Source organism: Hymenobacter sp. 15J16-1T3B (assembly GCF_020711235.1).
Lineage (GTDB): Bacteria > Bacteroidota > Bacteroidia > Cytophagales > Hymenobacteraceae > Solirubrum.
The window spans coordinates 467401-485917 of sequence record NZ_JAJFAV010000003.1; the positions used below are offsets into that span (position 1 = coordinate 467401).

The following is an 18517-nucleotide window of genomic DNA, read 5'->3' on the forward strand; positions in this document are numbered from 1 at the left end:
TGCTTTTTTTGCGTTGCCCGGCACACTCTTGTTGGCCGGGCACGTTAGTTTTAAACGAGCCGGAAACCCCGGGCCACTGCGCTGGCCCGGCTTCGCTGCCAAACACGCTGTTCCAACCCCAAGCTACCCCTGAAGGAATGCCTCCTTACAACGCGGTTACCAAACACATTACCCTGCCCGACGGTCGGCAGATTTCCCTCGAAACCGGCAAGCTGGCCAAGTTCGCCGACGGCGCCGTCGTCGTGCGCCTCGGCGACGCGATGCTGCTGGCCACGGTCGTTTCGCAGCCCTCGCAGCGCGAAGGCGTGGACTTCCTGCCGCTGTCGGTGGATTACCAGGAGAAATTCGGCGGCGCCGGCAAGATTCCCGGTTCCTTCCAGCGCCGCGAAGGCCGCCTGTCGGACTACGAAGTGCTGGTATCCCGCCTCGTGGACCGCATCCTGCGCCCGATGTTCCCCAAGGACTATCACTACGAGGTGCAGGTGATGATTTCGCTGATTTCGGCCGATAAGGACGTGCAGCCCGATGCCCTGGCCGCCCTGGCCGCGTCGGCCGCCCTCTCGGTTTCCGATATTCCATTTGCTGGCCCCATCTCCGAAGTGCGCGTAGCCCGCATCGACGGCCAGCTGCAAATCAACCCCAAGACCGCCGACATTGCCCGCGCCGACATCGACCTCATCGTAGGGGCGACCATCGACTCGGTGGCCATGGTGGAAGGCGAGATGAACGAAGTGAGCGAAGAGGAAATGGTGGAAGCCATTGCCTACGCCCACGAAGCCATCAAGGAGCAAGTGCGCGTGCAGCAGGAACTCGGCCAGGCCGTGGAGAAGTCGCACGTGAAGCGCGAGTATCCCAAGTACGACGAAAACGAGGAGCTGAAGCAGCAGATTAACGAAGCCGTGTATCAGGCTGCTTATGAGGTTGCTAAGTCGGGCAATCCGAGCAAGGCTGGCCGCAAGGAAGGCTTCTCGGCCATCAAGAAGCCGCTGCTGGAAAAGCTGCTGGCTGAGAACCCCGAGCTGGACCTGAAAATGTTCGGCCGCTACTACGGCTCGGCCGAGAAGAAGGCCATTCGTGACATGATGATCAAGGAGCGCACCCGCCTCGACGGTCGTCAGCTGACGGAAATCCGCCCCATCTGGTCGGAGGTGAACTACCTGCCCGGCGCCCACGGCTCGGCCCTATTTACCCGCGGCGAAACCCAGTCGCTGACTTCGGTGGCCCTGGGTACCAAGCTCGACGAGCAGATTGTGGATTCGGCCATGGTGTCGGGCTACAACAAGTTCTTGCTGCACTACAACTTCCCGGCCTTCTCGACCGGCGAGGTGAAGCCCAACCGCGGCCCCGGCCGCCGGGAAGTGGGCCACGGCAACCTGGCCATGCGCTCCATCAAGAAGGTGCTGCCCTCGGAAGACGAAAACCCCTACACCATCCGCGTGGTGTCGGATATCCTGGAGTCGAACGGCTCCTCGTCCATGGCTACCGTCTGCGCCTCGTCCATGGCGCTGATGGACGCTGGCATCAAGCTCAAGGCCGCCGTTTCGGGCATTGCCATGGGCCTGGTGCAGGACAAGGAAACCGGGGAGTACGCCGTGCTGTCGGACATCCTCGGCGACGAAGACCACCTCGGCGACATGGACTTCAAAGTGACGGGCACCGAGAAGGGCATCGTGGCTTGCCAGATGGACATCAAAATCCAGGGCCTGTCGAACGAAATCCTGACCAAGGCCCTGCATCAGGCTCGTGAGGGCCGCCTGCACATCCTGGGCGAAATGGCCAAGACCATCAGCGAAACCGCCGCTGACCTGAAGCCCCACACCCCGCGCTCCACCAAGATTCTGGTCGACAAGGAGTACATCGGCGCCATCATCGGCCCGGGCGGCAAAGTGGTGCAGCAGATTCAGAAGGACACCAACGCCACCATCACCATCGAGGAGAAGGACGAGAAGGGCCACGTGTACATCTACACCTCGAACGCCGACGACATGGCGGCCGCAGTAGCCCGCATCCGCGGTATTGCTGCTACCCCCGAGGTAGGCGAGACGTACAGCGGCACGGTTCGCTCGATCCAAGCCTACGGCGCGTTCGTGGAGTTTATGCCCGGCAAGGACGGCCTGCTGCACATCTCGGAAGTGAGCTACGACCGTCTGCCCTCGCTGGAAGGCGTGCTGACAGTGGGCCAGGAAGTGAAGGTGCAACTGGTAGAGGTTGACAAGAAGACCGGCAAGTTCCGTTTGTCGATGAAGAGCCTCATGCCGAAGCCGGAAGGCTACGTGGAACCGTCGGAGCGCCCCGAGCGCCCGGAACGCGGTGACCGTCCGGACCGCGGCCCGCGCCCCGACCGGGGCCCGCGTCCGGAGCGCGGCGAGCGTCCCGAGCGTTTCAACCGCTAATTCCGTAGGAAGGCCATAATTGCTTGATGCGAACTTTCGGTCAGATGGTGCTGTTAGCCCCATCTGACCGAGGTTCCCGTCAAGAAACTCTCTCAAGAAGACCAACCTGCACCTTTTTACCCTTCGCGCCCGTCTACAATGAGACAGCTAAAAATCAGCAAGCAGATTACCAACCGCGAAAGCCAGTCGCTGGACAAGTACCTCCAGGAGATTGGTAAGGTCGATCTGCTCACTCCCGACGAGGAGGTAACGCTGGCGCAACGCATCAAGGAAGGCGACCAGCAGGCGCTGGAAAAGCTCACCAAGGCCAACCTCCGTTTCGTGGTGTCGGTGGCCAAACAATACCAGAACCAAGGTCTGTCGCTGGGCGATTTGATCAACGAGGGCAACCTCGGCCTGATCAAAGCCGCCAAGCGCTTCGACGAAACCCGCGGCTTTAAGTTCATCTCCTACGCCGTATGGTGGATTCGCCAGTCGATTCTGCAGGCGCTGGCCGAACAGTCGCGCATCGTGCGTCTGCCCCTGAACCGCGTTGGCTCGCTGAACAAAATCAGCAAGTCGTTCTCGGAACTGGAGCAGAAATTCGAGCGGGAGCCTTCGCCGGAGGAAATTGCCGAAGTACTGGAGCTGACCACCTCGGAAGTGGTGGATACGCTCAAGATTTCGGGCCGCCACGTGTCGGTGGACGCGCCGTTCGTGCAGGGCGAAGAAAACCGCCTGCTCGACGTGCTCGAAAACGAGGACGAGGAGTCGCCCGACATGGGCCTGATGAACGACTCGCTGCGCAAGGAAGTGCAGCGTGCCCTCAGCACGCTCACCAAGCGCGAGGCTGACGTGATTACGCTGTACTTCGGCCTCAACGGCGAGCATTCGCTGACCCTGGAGGAAATCGGCGAGAAGTTCAACCTGACCCGCGAGCGGGTGCGCCAGATCAAGGAAAAGGCTATCCGCCGCCTGCGCCACACCTCGCGCAGCAAGGCGCTGAAGCCCTACCTGGGCTAAGCAACCTTCCTAGTTTTTGCCAGCATCGAAAACCCCGGCCGTACGGTCGGGGTTTTTGTTTGACCAAAGTGGCAGGTGGCTGCTTGGGCACTCCTGTCATAATGGTACTATTCGGCCATTCAGCCACCACCTAACGCGGGTAGTACGAGTTTTGACTAGTACTTCCGCGGCGGGCCTTACCTTTGCCGCTCCTTACGGAATTCGCTTTTTCATCTCATGGAGAATACTGCCGCAGAACACGTCAAGTGTCTGATTATTGGGTCGGGGCCGGCGGGCTACACCGCCGCCATTTACGCCGCCCGCGCCAACATGGCGCCCGTCATGTACCAAGGTCTGCAGCCCGGTGGGCAGCTGACCATCACCAACGACGTGGAGAATTTCCCCGGCTACCCCGACGGCATCATGGGGCCGGAAATGATGGAGGACCTGAAAAAGCAGGCCGCCCGCTTCGGCACCGATATCCGCTACGGCATTGCCACCTCAGTGGACTTCTCGGGGCACCCGCACCGCGTGACCATCGACGAGAAGCACACGCTGACCGCGGACGCCGTCATCATCGCCACGGGGGCCTCGGCCAAGTGGCTGGGGCTGGAGTCGGAGGCGCGGCTGAACGGCTCGGGCGTATCGGCTTGCGCCGTGTGCGACGGGTTCTTCTACCGCGGCAAGGACGTGGCCATTGTGGGCGCCGGCGACACGGCGGCCGAGGAAGCTACCTACCTGGCCAACCTCTGCAACAAAGTGTACATGCTGGTGCGCAAAGGGGAGATGCGTGCCTCCAAGATCATGCAGAAGCGCGTGCTCGACAACCCCAAGATTGAGGTGCTGTTCGACACGGCCACCGACGAAATCCTGGGGGAGCACGCCGTGGAAGCGGTGCGGGTGAAAAACCTTGTGACCCACGAAACGCGCGAAATTCCGATTCACGGCTTCTTTGTGGCTATTGGGCACGAGCCGAATTCGAGCATCTTCCGCGAGTACCTGCACCACGACGAGCAGGGCTACCTGAAGACCATTCCGGGCACGAGCAAGACCAACGTTGACGGCGTGTTTGCCTGCGGCGACGTGCAGGACTTCGTGTACCGGCAGGCCGTGACGGCCGCCGGCACTGGCTGCATGGCGGCCTTGGACGCCGAGCGGTACTTGGCGGCGCTGGGCGTGCACTAAGCTGTTCTGAGTTCCTCCCGCCCGTCATGTCGAGCTTGTCGAGGCATCTCGCTCGGGTAGTAATGTGCTCGTTGAACGAAAAGATTACCGGCAGATGTCAGCACGCGAGATGCCTCGGCTTCGCCCGGCATGACGTTCTGGTAGAGTAGACTTTCCCTGGCAGAATACTAAAAATTGGATTTGACCGTTGCAACGGGCCGGCTTGCCTTCTGGGCGAGGCGGCCCGTTTTGCTTAGCTTCCGTACCTTTGCGGGCTCCCGAGGGCTGCGCCGGTGAGCGTGGCCCGCGGGGACGTCCACCCAGTCCTATTGCACTTGTCAACTGCCTTCAAATTCTGGCTGCTCGGCTTGCTGGCTCTCCTGTTGAGCTTTGCTCCCGAAGCGGCCCAGGCGCAGCGCCGCCGCACGCCCCGGCCCAAGGCCAAAGCGGGCACGCCCAAAGATTTTTTCAAGATCCGCGCGCCCAAGATTCGCTACGTACGCCCCGATACGTCGGTGGTCGTGGAAACCGAAGAGCTGCCCGACGACAATTCCGAGGCGGCCAAGTCGGTGTTTAAGCCGGCCAAACCCCTGAGCATCGTCAGCGAGGATACCAGCACACTCAACCTGGGCCAGCAGAGCATCGTGGAAATGTCGGAGGAAGTCCTGATTGACTCCTCGTGGATCAAGGTCGCGGGCTACTATTCCATCTGGGATACGCGCTACGTAAACCCCTACCGCCGCGACCCACGCAACTACCGCGACACCCTCACGTTGCACCTGACCGACCCGGCCCGGCAGCGCCTGGCCAAGATGCCGCTCAACACCACCCCCGTCACGTCCGGCTTCCGCTTCCGCGGCTACCGCTGGCACTACGGCGTGGACCTGGACCTGGAAACCGGCGACTCCGTGAAGGCCGCGTTCGACGGCGTGGTGCGCGTGGTGAACTGGGACGGTGGCGGCTACGGCAACTACATCGTAGTGCGCCACTACAACGGCTTGGAGACGGTATACGGGCACCTAAGCAAGCAGCTGGTCAAGCCCGGCACCTTCGTGAAAGCCGGTGAACTGATCGGCAAGGGCGGCAGCACCGGGCGCAGCACCGGCTCGCACCTGCACTACGAGGTCCGCTACGAGGGTAACCCCATCAACCCCGAGGAGATTTACAACTTCCCGGAGTACCAGCTCAAAAAGGAAAACCTGGCCATTACCGCCGCGCTGTTCAACTACGCTGGGCAGGCCGCGCGCATGAAAGCGGCTGTGCAGGCCCGCAGCAGCCGCTCGGGGCAGCCCTCGGCCGCCCGCCGCACCGTGTCGCACCGCGTCCGGCCGGGCGACACGCTTTCGGAAATTGCCGACAAGTATGGCGTGTCGCAGGCCCAAATCCGGCGCCTGAACGATATTTCGGGCAAAACCACCCTGCGCGTCGGTCGTACGCTGCGGATCAAATAACCATGGCTGAATTGCTAAATGGTCAAGTGGCGGCTCGTTCAACCGTGCGTTAGGACGAGCCGCCACTTGACCATTTAGGCATTTAACGATTCAAGAATGATGAAACTCGACATTCTGGTTTTGGCTTCGCACCCCGACGACGCGGAGCTGTGCGCCGGCGGCACCATAGCCGCGGCCATTGCGCAAGGCAAAAAAGTAGGCGTGGTGGACCTCACCCGCGGCGAGCTGGGCAGCCGGGGCACGCCCGAAACCCGGGCCCGCGAAGCCCAGGCCGCCTCCGAGCTGCTGGGCCTGAGCGTGCGCGACAACCTGGGCTTGCCCGACGGTTTCTTCCGCAACGACCGGGAGCATCAGCTGCCCATCATCCGGGCCGTGCGCCGCTACCAGCCCGACATCGTGCTCTGCAACGCCGTCCACGACCGGCACCCCGACCACGGCCGCGGCTCGCAGCTGGCCTCCGAAGCCTGCTTCCTCGCGGGCCTGCGCATGATTGAGACGCTGGGCGAGGACGGGCAGTCCCAGGCCGCCTGGCGCCCCGGCCGGGTCTACCACTTCATCCAGGACCGCTACATCAAGCCCGATTTCGTCGTGGATATTTCGGCCCACTGGGAAACTAAGCGCGCCTCGGTGGCCGCCTACGGCTCGCAGTTCAACGTGGCCGCCGACGGGCAGCCGCACACCCACATTTCCTCGCCGGAGTTCTGGCACTTCGTGGAAGCCCGGGCCCGGGAGTTCGGCCACGCCATCGGGGTGGAGTTCGGGGAAGGCTTCACCGTCGAGCGCCCGATTGGCGTGCGGGATTTGGCGGGGTGGTTTTAGGCATTTTTACATAGATTCAGCTTTTCAGGCCCTTCGCATTTACCCTACCGTTTCGGTTTACCATGTCTCTAGTCACCAAAGCCAAAGTTGGAAGCCTGTTAGTTTTGGGGCTGCTGGCCTGTAAAAAGGAGCAGGCGGTTGAAAAGCCAGCTGAAAAGCCGGGGGAAGTGGTCGACGTCAGCAACCTGGCCGGGGGCAGCGGCCCGGGCTACGTCAACGGCCCCGGCAGCACTGCGCAGTTTGCCGCGCCGCAGGGCGTGGCCGTCGATGCGCAGGGCAATATTTATGTTGCCGAGGTCGGCAGCGCTGGCGTCCGCAAAATCACGCCTGCGGGTATGGTTTCCACCCTGAGCGGGGGAATGGGGCAGGGGTGGTTGGATGGAGCCTTGGCTTCGGCCCGTTTTTACACGCCCTTGGACGTAGCCGTCGACCGGCTGGGCAATTTGTACGTGGCGGACCATGGCGGCCACCGCATCCGCAAAATCACCAGCACCACCGTCAGTACGCTGGCCGGAACCGGGGTGGCCGGCTTTGCCGACGGCCCCGGGGCAACGGCGCAATTCAACGCGCCCAACGGCATTGCGGTGGACGCCCAGGGCGTGGTGTACGTGTCCGATTCGGAGAACTACCGCATTCGGAAGATCATGCCCGACGGCACGGTGTCGACCTTGGCCGGCACCGGCCAGCGCGGCATCGAGGACGGGCCCGCCAGCACCGCGCAATTTTCGAGTACGCAGGGCTTGGCCGTTGACGCGCAGGGCACGGTGTACGTCGCGGACGTAGCCGCCCACCGCATTCGGAAAATCCTGCCCAATGCTACCGTCACGACGGTAGCCGGCACCGGCACCGTCGGCTGGGCTGATGGCGCGGCCAGCAGCGCCAAGTTTTCCGGTCCCCGCGGCGTGACCCTTGACGCCGGCGGCAACCTCTACGTGGTTGACAGCAACAACAACTGCATCCGCAAGATTACGCCGGCGGGCCAAGTCAGCACCGTGGCGGGCACGCGCGCCCAGGGCTATGCCGACGGCCCCGGCGCTACCGCCCAATTCGATGCCCCCATCGACATTGCCTACGGGGGCAGCGGTACTTTTTACGTGAGCGAGTGGGGCCTGATTTCCGGAGCCCGGATTCGCAAGGTCACGGTGCAGTAGCCCATCCGTAAGCGCGTACCACCTGCGGGCGTGCCCTCAGCTGAACCCAAACAAAAGCGCCCGGCTGAAACCAGCCGGGCGCTTTTGTTTGCAGCTTGTCAGCATAGGCAGGCGCTACCGCCCCGCCAACCGGTTCTTCTTCCAGTTCGATACCGGCACGGCCGCGCCGCCTGCCGCCGCGCCGTTCGAGGCCATAGCGGCGCCTTTCTGCTCGGTGAGCAGCTTGGCGGCCAGCACGGCGGCTAGCCGGGCCAGCTCGGGGCTGGGCGTTTGCTGCAGTACGCTGGACTGGAAATGGTCCTTGATGAAGTTCGTGTCGAAGTCGCCGCTGACGAAGGCGGGGTGGCGCAGCACGTAGGTGCCGAAGCCCAGGGTGGTTTCGATGCCGGTAATCTGGTACTCCTCGATGGCGCGCAGCATGCGGGCTATGGCTTCCTGGCGGTTGGCGCCGTAGGTGACCAGCTTGGCAATCATCGGGTCGTAGTAGATGGGAATGTCCATGCCCTGCTCGAAGCCGTCGTCGACGCGCACGCCGGGGCCCTGGGGGCGCACGTAGGTTTGCAGGCGGCCGATGTCGGGTAGGAAGTTGTTCTGCGGGTCTTCGGCGTACACGCGCAGCTCCAGGGCGTGGCCGGTGATGCTCAGGTCTTCCTGGCGGAAGCTCAGCGGCTCGCCCTGGGCCACCTTGATCTGCTCCTTTACCAGGTCGAGGCCCGTAATCATTTCCGTGACGGGGTGCTCCACCTGCAGGCGGGTGTTCATTTCCAGGAAGTAGAAGTTGCGCTGGTCGTCGAGCAGAAACTCCACGGTGCCGGCCCCGGTGTAGTTGCAGGCCCGGGCCACGTCGACGGCGCAGCGGCCCATTTCGGCGCGCAGCGCGGGCGTGAGCACCGAGGAAGGTGCTTCCTCAATGACTTTCTGGTGGCGGCGCTGAATGGAGCATTCCCGCTCGAACAAATGCACAATGTTGCCGTGCTCGTCGCCCAGCACCTGGATTTCGATGTGGCGCGGGCCCGTCACGAACTTCTCGATAAACACCGACCCGTCGCCGAAGGCCGAGGTGGCTTCGTTGATGGCCAGCTGCATCTGCTCCTCGAACTCCGCGGCCGCGTGCACCAGGCGCATGCCCTTGCCGCCGCCGCCGGCCGAAGCCTTGATCAGGATGGGAAAGCCCACCTGCTCGGCAATGCGCTTGGCTTCTTCCACGTCGCTGATGGCCTCGGCCGTGCCGGGTACCAGCGGGATGTTGTAGGCCTGCACGGCCTGCTTGGCCGAGAGCTTGTCGCCCATGATGTTCATGGCTTCGGGCGAGGGGCCCACGAACGTAATGCCCGCTGCCTTCACCATGCGCGCAAAGTCGGCGTTTTCGGAGAGGAAGCCGTAGCCGGGGTGAATCGCGTCGACGCCCAACTCCTTGCAGACTTCGATGATTTTGTCGCCGCGCAGGTAGCTGTCCTTGGAGGCGGGCGGGCCCACGCAGACGGCTTCGTCGGCGTAGCGCACGTGCAGGGCATTGCGGTCGGCTTCGGAGTAGATGGCCACGGTTTGCAGGCCCATTTCGCGGGCCGAGCGCAGCACGCGCAGGGCAATTTCGCCGCGGTTGGCGACCAGGAGCTTGGTGATTTTTGTCATGCCGGAGGGGGGCAGGGGGAGGGAGCAGTGGATTAGGAAGGCCGAAAGTAATAGCTGAGGGGCAGAAGGCGGAAATTAAGGAGTCGGATAACGGTTGATGAAGAACGTCAGGTCGAGCTTGTCGAGAGAATCTCGCGTGCTGGCGTGGATAGGTGCCAGCACCAAGCAGCAGGACCTAACCAGCGTCAGCACGCGAGATTCCTCGCCTTCGCTCGGAATGACGTTTCACTGACTGCCGTTATCACAAGACGCCTCTATTCGCCATGCCGAATATCACGCGGCCTAACGCTCGTTGCCTGAGCGCGGTTTCGTAACTTGCGCCACATTTGGCCTGCGCCCTGAATGGCGTGGGCCAAACGGTTTTTCCGCTTACTCACCCAAAAAGCATCCCCGCGTGGACATTTTTGAGAGAATTGCCGCCAACCGCGGCCCGCTCGGCAGCCACTCGCACTACGCTCACGGCTACTTCACGTTCCCCAAGCTCGAAGGCGAAATCAAGCCGCGCATGATTTTCCGCGGCAAAGAGGTTCTGACCTGGAGCCTGAACAACTACCTGGGCCTGGCCAACCACCCCGAGGTGCGCAAGGCCGACGCCGCCGCCGCCGCCGAGTTCGGCATGGCCCTGCCGATGGGCGCCCGCATCATGAGCGGCAACTCCAACTACCACGAGCAGCTGGAGCGCGAACTGGCCGAGTTCATCCAGAAGGACGACGTGCTGCTGCTCAACTTCGGCTACCAAGGTGTGGTAAGCATCATCGACTCCTTGGTGTCGCGCCACGACGTCATCGTGTACGACGCCGAGTCGCACGCCTGCATCATCGACGGGGTGCGCCTGCACGCGGGCAAGCGCTTCGTGTTTCCGCACAACGACATGGCGGGCCTGGAGAAGCAGCTGGAGCGCGCCAAGCGCATCACCGACGAAACGGGCGGCGGCATCCTCGTGATTACCGAGGGCGCCTTCGGCATGTCGGGCAACCAGGGCGACCTGAAGTCCATCGTGGCGCTGAAGAGCAAGTGGAACTTCCGCCTGTTCGTCGACGACGCGCACGGTTTCGGCACGATGGGCGCTACGGGCGCCGGTACGGGCGAAGAACAGGGCGTGCAGGACGGTATCGACCTTTATTTTTCGACGTTTGCCAAGTCCATGGCCAGCATCGGCGCCTTCGTGGGCGGCCCCGAGCCGGTAATTGAATATTTGCGCTACAACATGCGTAGCCAAATCTTCGCCAAATCCCTGCCCATGCCGCTGGTAGTGGGTGCGCTGAAGCGCCTGGAGCTGCTGCGCAGCCAGCCGGAATTGAAAGAAAACCTCTGGACCATCGTGCGCGCCCTGCAATCGGGCCTGCGCGAGAAGGGCTTCAACATCGGCACCACCACCACCCCGGTGACCCCGGTGCTGCTCAACGGCGAAATTCCCGACGCCACGGCCCTAACCTTCGATTTGCGAGAGAATTACGGCATTTTCTGCTCCATCGTGGTGTACCCGGTGGTGCCCAAGGGCGTGATTATGCTGCGTCTGATTCCGACGGCCGCTCACACGCTGGCCGACGTCGACCAGACCATCAGCGCCTTCGAAGCCATTGCCGCCAAGCTCGACAAGGGCCTTTACTCAAAACAGCCCGCAACGGCCTAAAACGCCCTTTTGCGTCGTAAGCCCAGCCGCCCGTTGCTAACGCAGCGGGCGGCTTGTTTTTTGTATTTAATCAAGAGAATTGAGTAAGGATAAAAAACCTAAAATGCAGATTTTGGGTGGTGAAATTGCCCCGTACGGCCTCCAATCGGCGTTGAAAAATTTTTTCGAAAATTAGCTTTGATTTGAAATGCCCGTATATTAGCCACGGTCAAACCCTTGTTTCACACCACTAACCCCCCTTCCTTTCTCATGGCTAACAATTTTGGCAAACTCCGGGACCTCGTTCACTCGCTGGAAGCTGACTTCGAGAAGTTCTACGACAAAGGCAATTCGGCTGCTGGTACCCGCGTACGCAAAGGCATGCAGGAGCTGAAGAACATGGCGCAGGAAATCCGCGCCGAGGTGCAGAACACCAAGAACAGCGCCACGGGCGACAAAGCTGCCGCTCCGGCCGCTAAGGCTGCTCCGGCCAAGAAAGCTGCTGGCGCTGCCGGCGGTGCCGCGAAGAAAGCCGCTCCGGCCAAGAAGAAGTAAGTTCTCGGGGCGGCCCGGTCACGCCGCCCGCTTACTCCTCCAAACGCAAACGGGCGCCTGGTGCAAACCAGGCGCCCGTTTCGTTTTCCTACCCGCGCCGACTACTCGGTCAGCTTGATCAGGTAGTAGTTCTTTTTGCCCTTCTGGGCCACGATGTACTGGCCCAGCAGCAGCGGCACCGCGGCGGCCTGCTGTTCCACCGTCACTTTCTCGCGGTTCAGGCTCACGCCGCCGCCCTGAATCATCTTGCGCGCTTCGCCCTTGCTCGGAAAGATGGTGCTGCCCGCCAGCTCGCCGAGCAGGCCGACCATGTTGTGCTCGGCCAGCGCGGCGCGCGGCACTTCGACCCTGGGCGAGCCGGCGAAGACGTCGAGCAGGGTGGCTTCGTCGAGCGAGGCCAGGTCGCCGCCGCCGAACAGGACCTGGGAAGCCGACACGGCCGCCTCGTAGGCCGCTTGCCCGTGCACGCGGATGGTCACGTCCTGGGCCAGGGCCTTTTGCAGGGTGCGCAGGTGCGGGGCCTGGGCGTGCTCGGCTTCCAGCGCTTCGATTTCTTCCTGGCTGAGCAGGGTGAACACGCGGATCAGGCGGGGCACGTCGGCGTCGGCGGCGTTGAGGAAGAACTGGTAGAACTGGTAGGGCGAGGTCATCGAGGCGTCGAGCCAGACGGTGCCCGTCTCCGACTTGCCGTACTTAGTGCCGTCGGCTTTGGTGATGAGCTGGCCGGTGAGGGCGTAGGCTTTGCCCTCACCGCCCGACATGCGGCGGATGAGCTCGGTGCCGGTGGTGATGTTGCCCCATTGGTCCGAAGCGCCCATCTGCAGGGTCACGCCCAAGGTCTTGTAGAGGTGCTGGAAGTCGTAGCCCTGCAGCAGCTGGTAGCTGAACTCGGTGTAGCTGATGCCCTCGGCGCCGGTGTCCTCGTTGCCGCCGATGCGGCGCTTCACCGAGTCCTTGGCCATCATGTAGTTCACCGTCAGGTGCTTGCCCACTTCGCGCAGAAACTGCAGGAAGCCAAACTCCTTGAACCAGTCGTAGTTGTTCACGACCAGCGCGCCGGTGGGCGAGTCGTCGAAGGTCAGAAACTTTTCCAGCTGGGCCCGGATGCCGGCCTGGTTGGCGCGCAGGGTGGTTTCGTCGAGCAGGTTGCGCTCGGCCGACTTGCCCGACGGGTCGCCGATCATGCCGGTGGCGCCGCCCACCAGGGCCACGGGCCGGTGGCCGGCGCGCTGCAGGTGCACCAGCAGCATGATGGTGGCCAGGTTGCCGATGTGCAGGGAGGCGGCCGTGGGGTCGAAGCCGATGTAGGCGGAGACGGGCGCGCTGGTCCGCAGGTGCTCGTCGGTGCCGGGCATCATGTCGTGAAACATGCCGCGCCAGCGCAGTTCGTCGATAAGGTTCATGTAGGAGTCAGTTGCGGGTTGTCAGTGGTCGGGTAGCAGGGGCAGCACGGACTGGCCCCTCGCCCCGGCCACTGTCAACTGTATTCGGGGCAAAGGTAAGCGGCCGCGGCGCTGTGGCGCGCATCGGCGCTATTCAAAGCCTTCCTGGGCTTCTTTGATGCGTGTGCGCACAAAGCCCAGAAACGCAGGTTTGGGGTGCCGGTACAGAATGACCTCGCCGCCCCGGATGCGGGCGTACGGGTTGCGGACGCGGCCCACGATGTCGTTGTGCTCGAACATCCGGGGCAGGTTGTCGTCCGGGCCGCCTTCGTTGGCATACACGATGGCGCTGATGGTATCGGGCTGGGGCATCCAGTAGGAGTTCGACCCGTTGAGGGAGTAACACCGCGGCAGGCCCAGCGCCGGGCCGTACCAGTTCAGGGCCCCGGCTTGCCCGTAGTTGTCGGCGTAGACGATGCAGTGGGCGCGCTCGGCGGGCGGCAGCTTCGCCAGGGCCTGCTGCACCAGCGGGGCGTACTCGTCCCAGCCGTGCATGTCGGCCACGTCCTGGGGCAAGGCGTGCTGCCGGCCGTCTTCCCAGCGCGTGAGGGCCTCCACGGGCAAGCCCTGGACGTAGCGGGCCAACTGCTCTACCGATAACACCGGCAGCAGCGCGGGAACGATGGGCAGGGTCAGCAGCACGCCCAGGGCCATGGCGCCCAGCAACGCCACGCGGCTTTTGCGCTCCAAAAACACCGCGCCCAGGGCCATTAGCGGCGGGTACACGGCGGCGGCGTAGTAGTTTTTGCCGCGGCTGAGTACGAGCAGCGCGATGACGAAGCCGTAGGCCAGGGCCAGCGGGCGGTAGGGCCTACCGGCGGGCGTGAAGCAGAACCAGAGCCCGGCCAGCCAGAGCAGGGCCCCGGCCAGCGTCATGGGCAGCTGCTCCACGAGGAAGCTGACCGGCGAGACGTGGGTGAGCTGGGTTTCCTGCAGCTTGTGCATGTGCCCGAGCACCGGCCAATGGTGCGTGGCCTGCCAGACAAGGTTGGGCAGAAAAATCAAGGCGGCTAGCCCGACGGCGCCCCAAAACCAGCGCGTGGCCAGCCAGGGCCGTTCGGCGGGCGTGAGCAGCAGGGCTAGCAGCAGGGCCAGCATGTAAAACGCGGTGGTGTACTTGGCCAGCAGCCCCAGCCCGATGGCCGCGCCCAACCCGAGCAGCAACCGCGGCTCGTGGGTGCGCACGAAGCGCAGCACCAGGTAGCCGTAGAGCGTCCAGAAAAATACGTCGAGGAAGTTGGGCTGAAACAGGCCGTGCATGGCCAGGTACACCGGCGCCAGCGCCACCGCCAGGCCCGCCGCCAACTGCGCCCCGCGTCGCCCGCCGGCCTCGCGCGCTACCAAGCCGGTGAGCAGCACCGTCAGGCCGCCGAATAGGGCCGGGAAGAACTTCACCCCGATAATGCTGTGCCCGAACACGGCCTGCGCCAACCACGACAGCGGCGCCAGCAGCGGCGGAATTTCCTTGTAGCCCCAGGCCAGGTGGTGGGCCATGTCGAGGTAGAGGTACTCGTCGCGGTGCAGGCCGTAGCGGCCCGAGAGCAGCAGCTGCAGGAGAAACTTGGCGGCGGCCAGCCCGAGCAGGGCCGGGGCCAGGCGCACCGGGCGGGCCGCCAGCGGCGGAGCAGAAACGGGCATATCTTTGCAAGTGGTGAACTTGTGAGAGGGTGAAATAGGGAGTTGACGTTCAACTTACCTAGCGCCAGCCCCGCAAACTCACCATTTCACCGTCTCACCAGCTCCCCGAAGATGCCCGTCCTTTCCGCCGACCAGATCATGCCGCAGCTCCAGAAGGGGCAGTTTCAGCCGGTGTACTTTCTGCAGGGGGAAGAGCCGTACTACATCGACTTGGTGTCGGACTTCATCGAGAAGAACGCGCTGAGCGAGCCGGACAAGGGCTTCAATCAGGTCGTGCTCTACGGCAAGGACACCGATATTCCGACGGTGCTCGGCCAGGCGCGGCGCTTTCCGATGATGGCCGAGCGCACCGTGGTCATCGTGAAGGAAGCCCAGAACCTGCCCGGGCTCGATTCCGACGCCGGACAGACCATGCTCGACGCCTACCTGAAGAACCCGCTGCCGAGCACGGTGCTCGTGTTTGCCCACAAGCACAAAACCCTGGACGGGCGCAAGAAGCTCGGCAAGGCCGTCACGGAGCACGCCGTGCTGATGACCTCCGACAAGCTGCGCGACTACCAGGTGCCGCAGTGGCTGCAGGCGACGATGAAGCAGCGCCAGCGCCCCATCCACGACGACGCGGTGCAGCTGCTGAGCGAGTACATCGGCCCGGACCTGGCCCGGCTGCTGGGCGAAATCCAGAAAATCGAGCTGAACCTGCAGCCCGGCCAGCCCATCGACGCGGCCACGGTGCAGCGCATGGTGGGCATCAGCAAGGACTACAACATCTTCGAGCTGCAAAAAGCCCTGCTGCTGCGCGACATCCTGAAGGCCAACCGCATCATCCAGCACTTCGCCCTCAACCCCAAGGACAACCCGCTCATTCCGAACCTGACCATCCTCTTCAACTTCTTCCTGCGCCTCTTGCAGCTGCACACCGTGCCAAACCCCTCGCCGGCCGACTGGAAGAAAATCGGCGTCAACAACGGCTACGCCCAGAAAGAGTACCAGCAGGCGCTGAAGGTGTTTTCTTACCAGCGCACCCGCGACATCATTCGCCTAATCCGCCGGGCCGATTTGCAGAGCAAGGGCGTGGAAGCCGGTTCCATGTCGGAGGCCGACATCCTGCAGGAACTGGTATTTATGATTCTGCACCCGCAGGTGCCGGTGGCGGCGGTACTCAACTAAGCCGGCCCATGCACTACGATCTGCAACACCTGCAGCGCCACCTGGAAGGGCAGTGGCAGGCCGCGGGCCGCCGCATCAAGTGGGAGCAGGGCCCCACGGACCAGCTGCACCCCGATTTTCGGGTACTGGAGTTCGGGCCCGGCGACAAGCACGACTGCTGGATCTACTCCACCCTGGGCATGTCGCTCGGGCGGGCCGACGACGCCATCGAATTGCACCTGTTTGCGCCCGGGCAGAACCTGAACCTGGTGGAGCTGTTGGTGGCCGCTGCCGCCTACCACCGCACCGCGGCGCCGCTGAGCCTGCACCACACCGTCAACCTGGGCCGGCCCTGGCTGCCGGGTTCCGCCTGCGACCACGCCTACGTCTCGCAACCCTACCTCGACGGCCTGGAGCTGGAGTTGTTTCGGGTCGAGGGCGGGGCGGTGTCGAACTACTGGCTGCTGCCGATAACCGAATCGGAGCGCGACTTCAAGGTGCAGATGGGCTGGCAGGAGCTGGAGGATATGTTTGAAGTCAGCGGCCTGGATTTTCTGGACCCCCAGCGCCCGGCCTGCGTGTAGCGCGCCGGCCAACTTCCGAGCTATGCGCGTCTTCATTCACCAGGACTCCGACGGCCACTGGTCGAACCCCAACAGCGCCGTGGCCCTGGAGGGCTTCCGGCAGATGGGCTGGGAAATCGTGCCGTTCCGGCACTCGGCGCAGCCGGAAGCGCTGGCGCTGCCCGGGCAGCAGCCCGACGACGTGGTGGTCGGACCCATCGGGGCGGTGCAGGCGGCGCTGCGGCAGCTGGGCGTGGCGGTGCCGGCCGAAGCGAGCTACCCAGAGGCGCTGCGCCCGTTTCTGGGCCGCCGCCTCTGGCAGTCCTCGGTCGATGCCGTGGCCGCGACGCCGGCCGTGTGGCCGGTGTTTATCTAGCCCGTGCACGAGCTGAAGAAGTTTACCGGCGTGCTCGTGCGCCGCCCCGGCGACCTGGTGGGCTGCGGCGAGCAGGGCCGCGACACCGCCGTGTGGTGCGCCGAGCCGCTGCGCTTCGTGGCCGAGTGGCGCTGCTTCGTGCGCTACGGCCGCACCCTCGATGTGCGCCTCTACCGCGGCGACTGGGCCCAGGCCCCCGACCGGCCCACCGTCGAGCGGGCCGTGGCCGCCTACGCCACCGCGCCCCACGGCTACGCCCTCGACTTCGGGCTGACCGACGCGGGCGCCACCGTGGTGGTCGAAGCCAACGAAGGCTACGCCATCGGTGCCTACGGGCTGGCGCCGGTGCCCTACGCCAAGCTGTTGGCCGCCCGCTGGGCGCAGCTAACGGGCACGCCGGACTACTGCGCCTTTTAAATCGGCGCGTTGACGCCACCCGGTCCCGCCGCGGTGCCAAGTCTCGCCTCGGGGCTATGGCCGGTTGTTTTCCCCTTTTAGTAGGTTCAAAGAAAAGTACTACGCCGGGAAATTCATTGGATGAAACTTAGGGTGTATTTTTGTGGTGCCGCTACCGGCCAACGGAGTCGTTGCGCCGCCTAATCCACACCGTTCATGTCCGTTTCCCTGATTGCTCCCTTGCCGCTCGACGAAGCGGCGCGCCTGGAGGCTTTGCGCCCCTACCAGTTGCTCAACACGATGCAGGACGAAACCTTCGCCGAGTTGGTGCGCCTGATTGCCAAGCTGTTTCGGGTGCCCATCAGCATCATCGCGCTGGTCGAGGAAGAAGTGGTCCGCTTCGAGCTCAACCACGGCCTGCCCGCTGGCCTGGACCTGGTGGAGCGCGGCCAAACCCTGTGCTCGGTGGCCTTGCTGGAATCAGGCGTAACCGTGTTCGACGACCTGCACGCCCAGCCCTGCTCGCTCATCGACCCGGCGCTGGTGCAGCAGCTGCAGCTGGGCTTTTACGCCGGACACACCCTGCGCACGCCCGCGGGCCAGCCCATCGGGGTGTTGTGCGTCATCGACCACCGGCCCCGCCGCTTCAGCGCCGCCGACACCGAACTGCTCACCCGTTTTGCCGCCTTGGTCATGAGCCTGCTCGACTTGCGGGTGGCCCTGGCGCAGCGGCCCCGCTGGAACCAGGACCTTTGGGCCGACGTGTACGCCCGCATCGAAGTGTCGGTGGCGCGGCTGGACGCGCTGGCCGCCGTGGCCGCCCCGGGCGAGGCCCCGACGGGCTTGGTACACGAGCAGATGCTGCGCGTTATCGATGTGCTGCACGAGCACGTGGGCGCTGCCCAAGGGCTATAACGGCGGGCGCCGCCGTTCGGCGCGGCCCGGCGCGGCGCGTCGTTGCCCTGGGGGTGGGCGAGGTGCTCCGACGTCGAAGGGTAAGGCGGCCGCCGAAGAAAACCATCAGGTGGCGGATAACGAGGAGTTCGGAGCGGGCCGGTGAGCAAGGGGTTGATACCGGCGCGGGGGGGGCGGGGGCGGGGGGGGGAAAGGAGGGGGGGCCGGGGGGGGGGGGGCGCGGGGGGCGGGGCGGGGGCCCCGCGTGCGCGGGGGGGCGGGGGGGGGGGCCGCCCGTGTGCGC

General features: G+C 64.1%; 15 protein-coding genes and 1 pseudogene. 13 read left to right on the forward strand and 3 right to left on the reverse strand.

Translation table 11 applies throughout. The annotated features are described in order from the left end of the window. Positions 1–137: 137 nt before the first annotated feature. The 6 genes from pnp (at position 138) to LJ737_RS07985 (ending at position 7959) form a co-directional block, all read left to right on the forward strand. The gene (gene pnp / locus LJ737_RS07960; RefSeq protein WP_227764433.1) at positions 138–2393 is read left to right on the forward strand and encodes a polyribonucleotide nucleotidyltransferase; all 2256 of its coding nucleotides are present in this window, start codon (positions 138–140) and stop codon (positions 2391–2393) included. Between the two features lie 138 nt (positions 2394–2531). Continuing rightward, positions 2532–3395: a sigma-70 family RNA polymerase sigma factor gene (locus LJ737_RS07965; protein ID WP_044513580.1), complete on the forward strand. Its 864-nt coding sequence runs from the start codon at positions 2532–2534 to the stop codon at positions 3393–3395. A gap of 216 nt (positions 3396–3611) precedes the next feature. Next, a complete protein-coding gene (trxB, locus tag LJ737_RS07970) occupies positions 3612–4559 on the forward strand; it encodes a thioredoxin-disulfide reductase (protein ID WP_227764435.1) in 948 nt (315 codons plus the stop codon). A 314-nt stretch (positions 4560–4873) separates the two neighbouring features. Beyond that, the gene (locus tag LJ737_RS27095) at positions 4874–5989 is read left to right on the forward strand and encodes a peptidoglycan DD-metalloendopeptidase family protein (RefSeq protein WP_317206647.1); all 1116 of its coding nucleotides are present in this window, start codon (positions 4874–4876) and stop codon (positions 5987–5989) included. A gap of 99 nt (positions 5990–6088) precedes the next feature. Further along, entirely contained in the window at positions 6089–6808 is a 720-nt protein-coding gene (gene bshB1 / locus LJ737_RS07980; protein WP_227764472.1) for a bacillithiol biosynthesis deacetylase BshB1, read from the forward strand. Between the two features lie 62 nt (positions 6809–6870). Next, positions 6871–7959: an NHL repeat-containing protein gene (locus LJ737_RS07985; protein WP_227764437.1), complete on the forward strand. Its 1089-nt coding sequence runs from the start codon at positions 6871–6873 to the stop codon at positions 7957–7959. A gap of 114 nt (positions 7960–8073) precedes the next feature. Here the strand turns inward: LJ737_RS07985 and accC are convergent, their stop codons facing one another. Next, complete coding sequence (accC, locus tag LJ737_RS07990) at positions 8074–9591, reverse strand: acetyl-CoA carboxylase biotin carboxylase subunit (protein WP_227764438.1); 1518 nt, start codon at positions 9589–9591, stop codon at positions 8074–8076. Positions 9592–9985: 394 nt separating this feature from the next. Between accC and LJ737_RS07995 the strand changes: the two genes are divergently transcribed. Both LJ737_RS07995 and LJ737_RS27100 read left to right on the forward strand, forming a co-directional pair. Beyond that, positions 9986–11224, forward strand: coding sequence for an aminotransferase class I/II-fold pyridoxal phosphate-dependent enzyme (locus tag LJ737_RS07995; protein ID WP_227764439.1), 1239 nt, complete (start codon positions 9986–9988; stop codon positions 11222–11224). Positions 11225–11473: 249 nt separating this feature from the next. Further along, positions 11474–11647 (forward strand): annotated as a pseudogene (locus tag LJ737_RS27100) (BF3379 family histone-like protein); the annotation flags it as partial. 212 nt (positions 11648–11859) lie between these two features. Here the strand turns inward: LJ737_RS27100 and tyrS are convergent. Next, complete coding sequence (gene tyrS, locus LJ737_RS08005; RefSeq protein WP_227764441.1) at positions 11860–13161, reverse strand: tyrosine--tRNA ligase; 1302 nt, start codon at positions 13159–13161, stop codon at positions 11860–11862. 129 nt (positions 13162–13290) lie between these two features. After that, on the reverse strand, positions 13291–14838 hold the full coding sequence (locus LJ737_RS08010; RefSeq protein ID WP_227764442.1) for a glycosyltransferase family 39 protein: 1548 nt from the start codon (positions 14836–14838) through the stop codon (positions 13291–13293). A 111-nt stretch (positions 14839–14949) separates the two neighbouring features. On the opposite strand from LJ737_RS08010, the gene holA reads away from it, so the two are divergent. From holA to LJ737_RS08035, 5 genes are all read left to right on the forward strand, one after another. Next, positions 14950–16005 carry a DNA polymerase III subunit delta gene (gene holA / locus LJ737_RS08015; RefSeq protein WP_227764443.1) on the forward strand — a complete coding sequence of 352 codons (1056 nt, stop codon included), beginning with the start codon at positions 14950–14952 and terminating at the stop codon, positions 16003–16005. Positions 16006–16013: 8 nt separating this feature from the next. Next, complete coding sequence (locus LJ737_RS08020; RefSeq protein ID WP_227764444.1) at positions 16014–16568, forward strand: suppressor of fused domain protein; 555 nt, start codon at positions 16014–16016, stop codon at positions 16566–16568. Between the two features lie 22 nt (positions 16569–16590). Next, entirely contained in the window at positions 16591–16923 is a 333-nt protein-coding gene (locus LJ737_RS08025) for an ATP-grasp domain-containing protein (RefSeq protein WP_227764445.1), read from the forward strand. A 3-nt stretch (positions 16924–16926) separates the two neighbouring features. After that, on the forward strand, positions 16927–17340 hold the full coding sequence (locus tag LJ737_RS08030; protein WP_227764446.1) for an ATP-grasp domain-containing protein: 414 nt from the start codon (positions 16927–16929) through the stop codon (positions 17338–17340). A gap of 195 nt (positions 17341–17535) precedes the next feature. After that, on the forward strand, positions 17536–18234 hold the full coding sequence (locus tag LJ737_RS08035; protein ID WP_227764449.1) for a GAF domain-containing protein: 699 nt from the start codon (positions 17536–17538) through the stop codon (positions 18232–18234). Positions 18235–18517 lie beyond the last annotated feature (283 nt).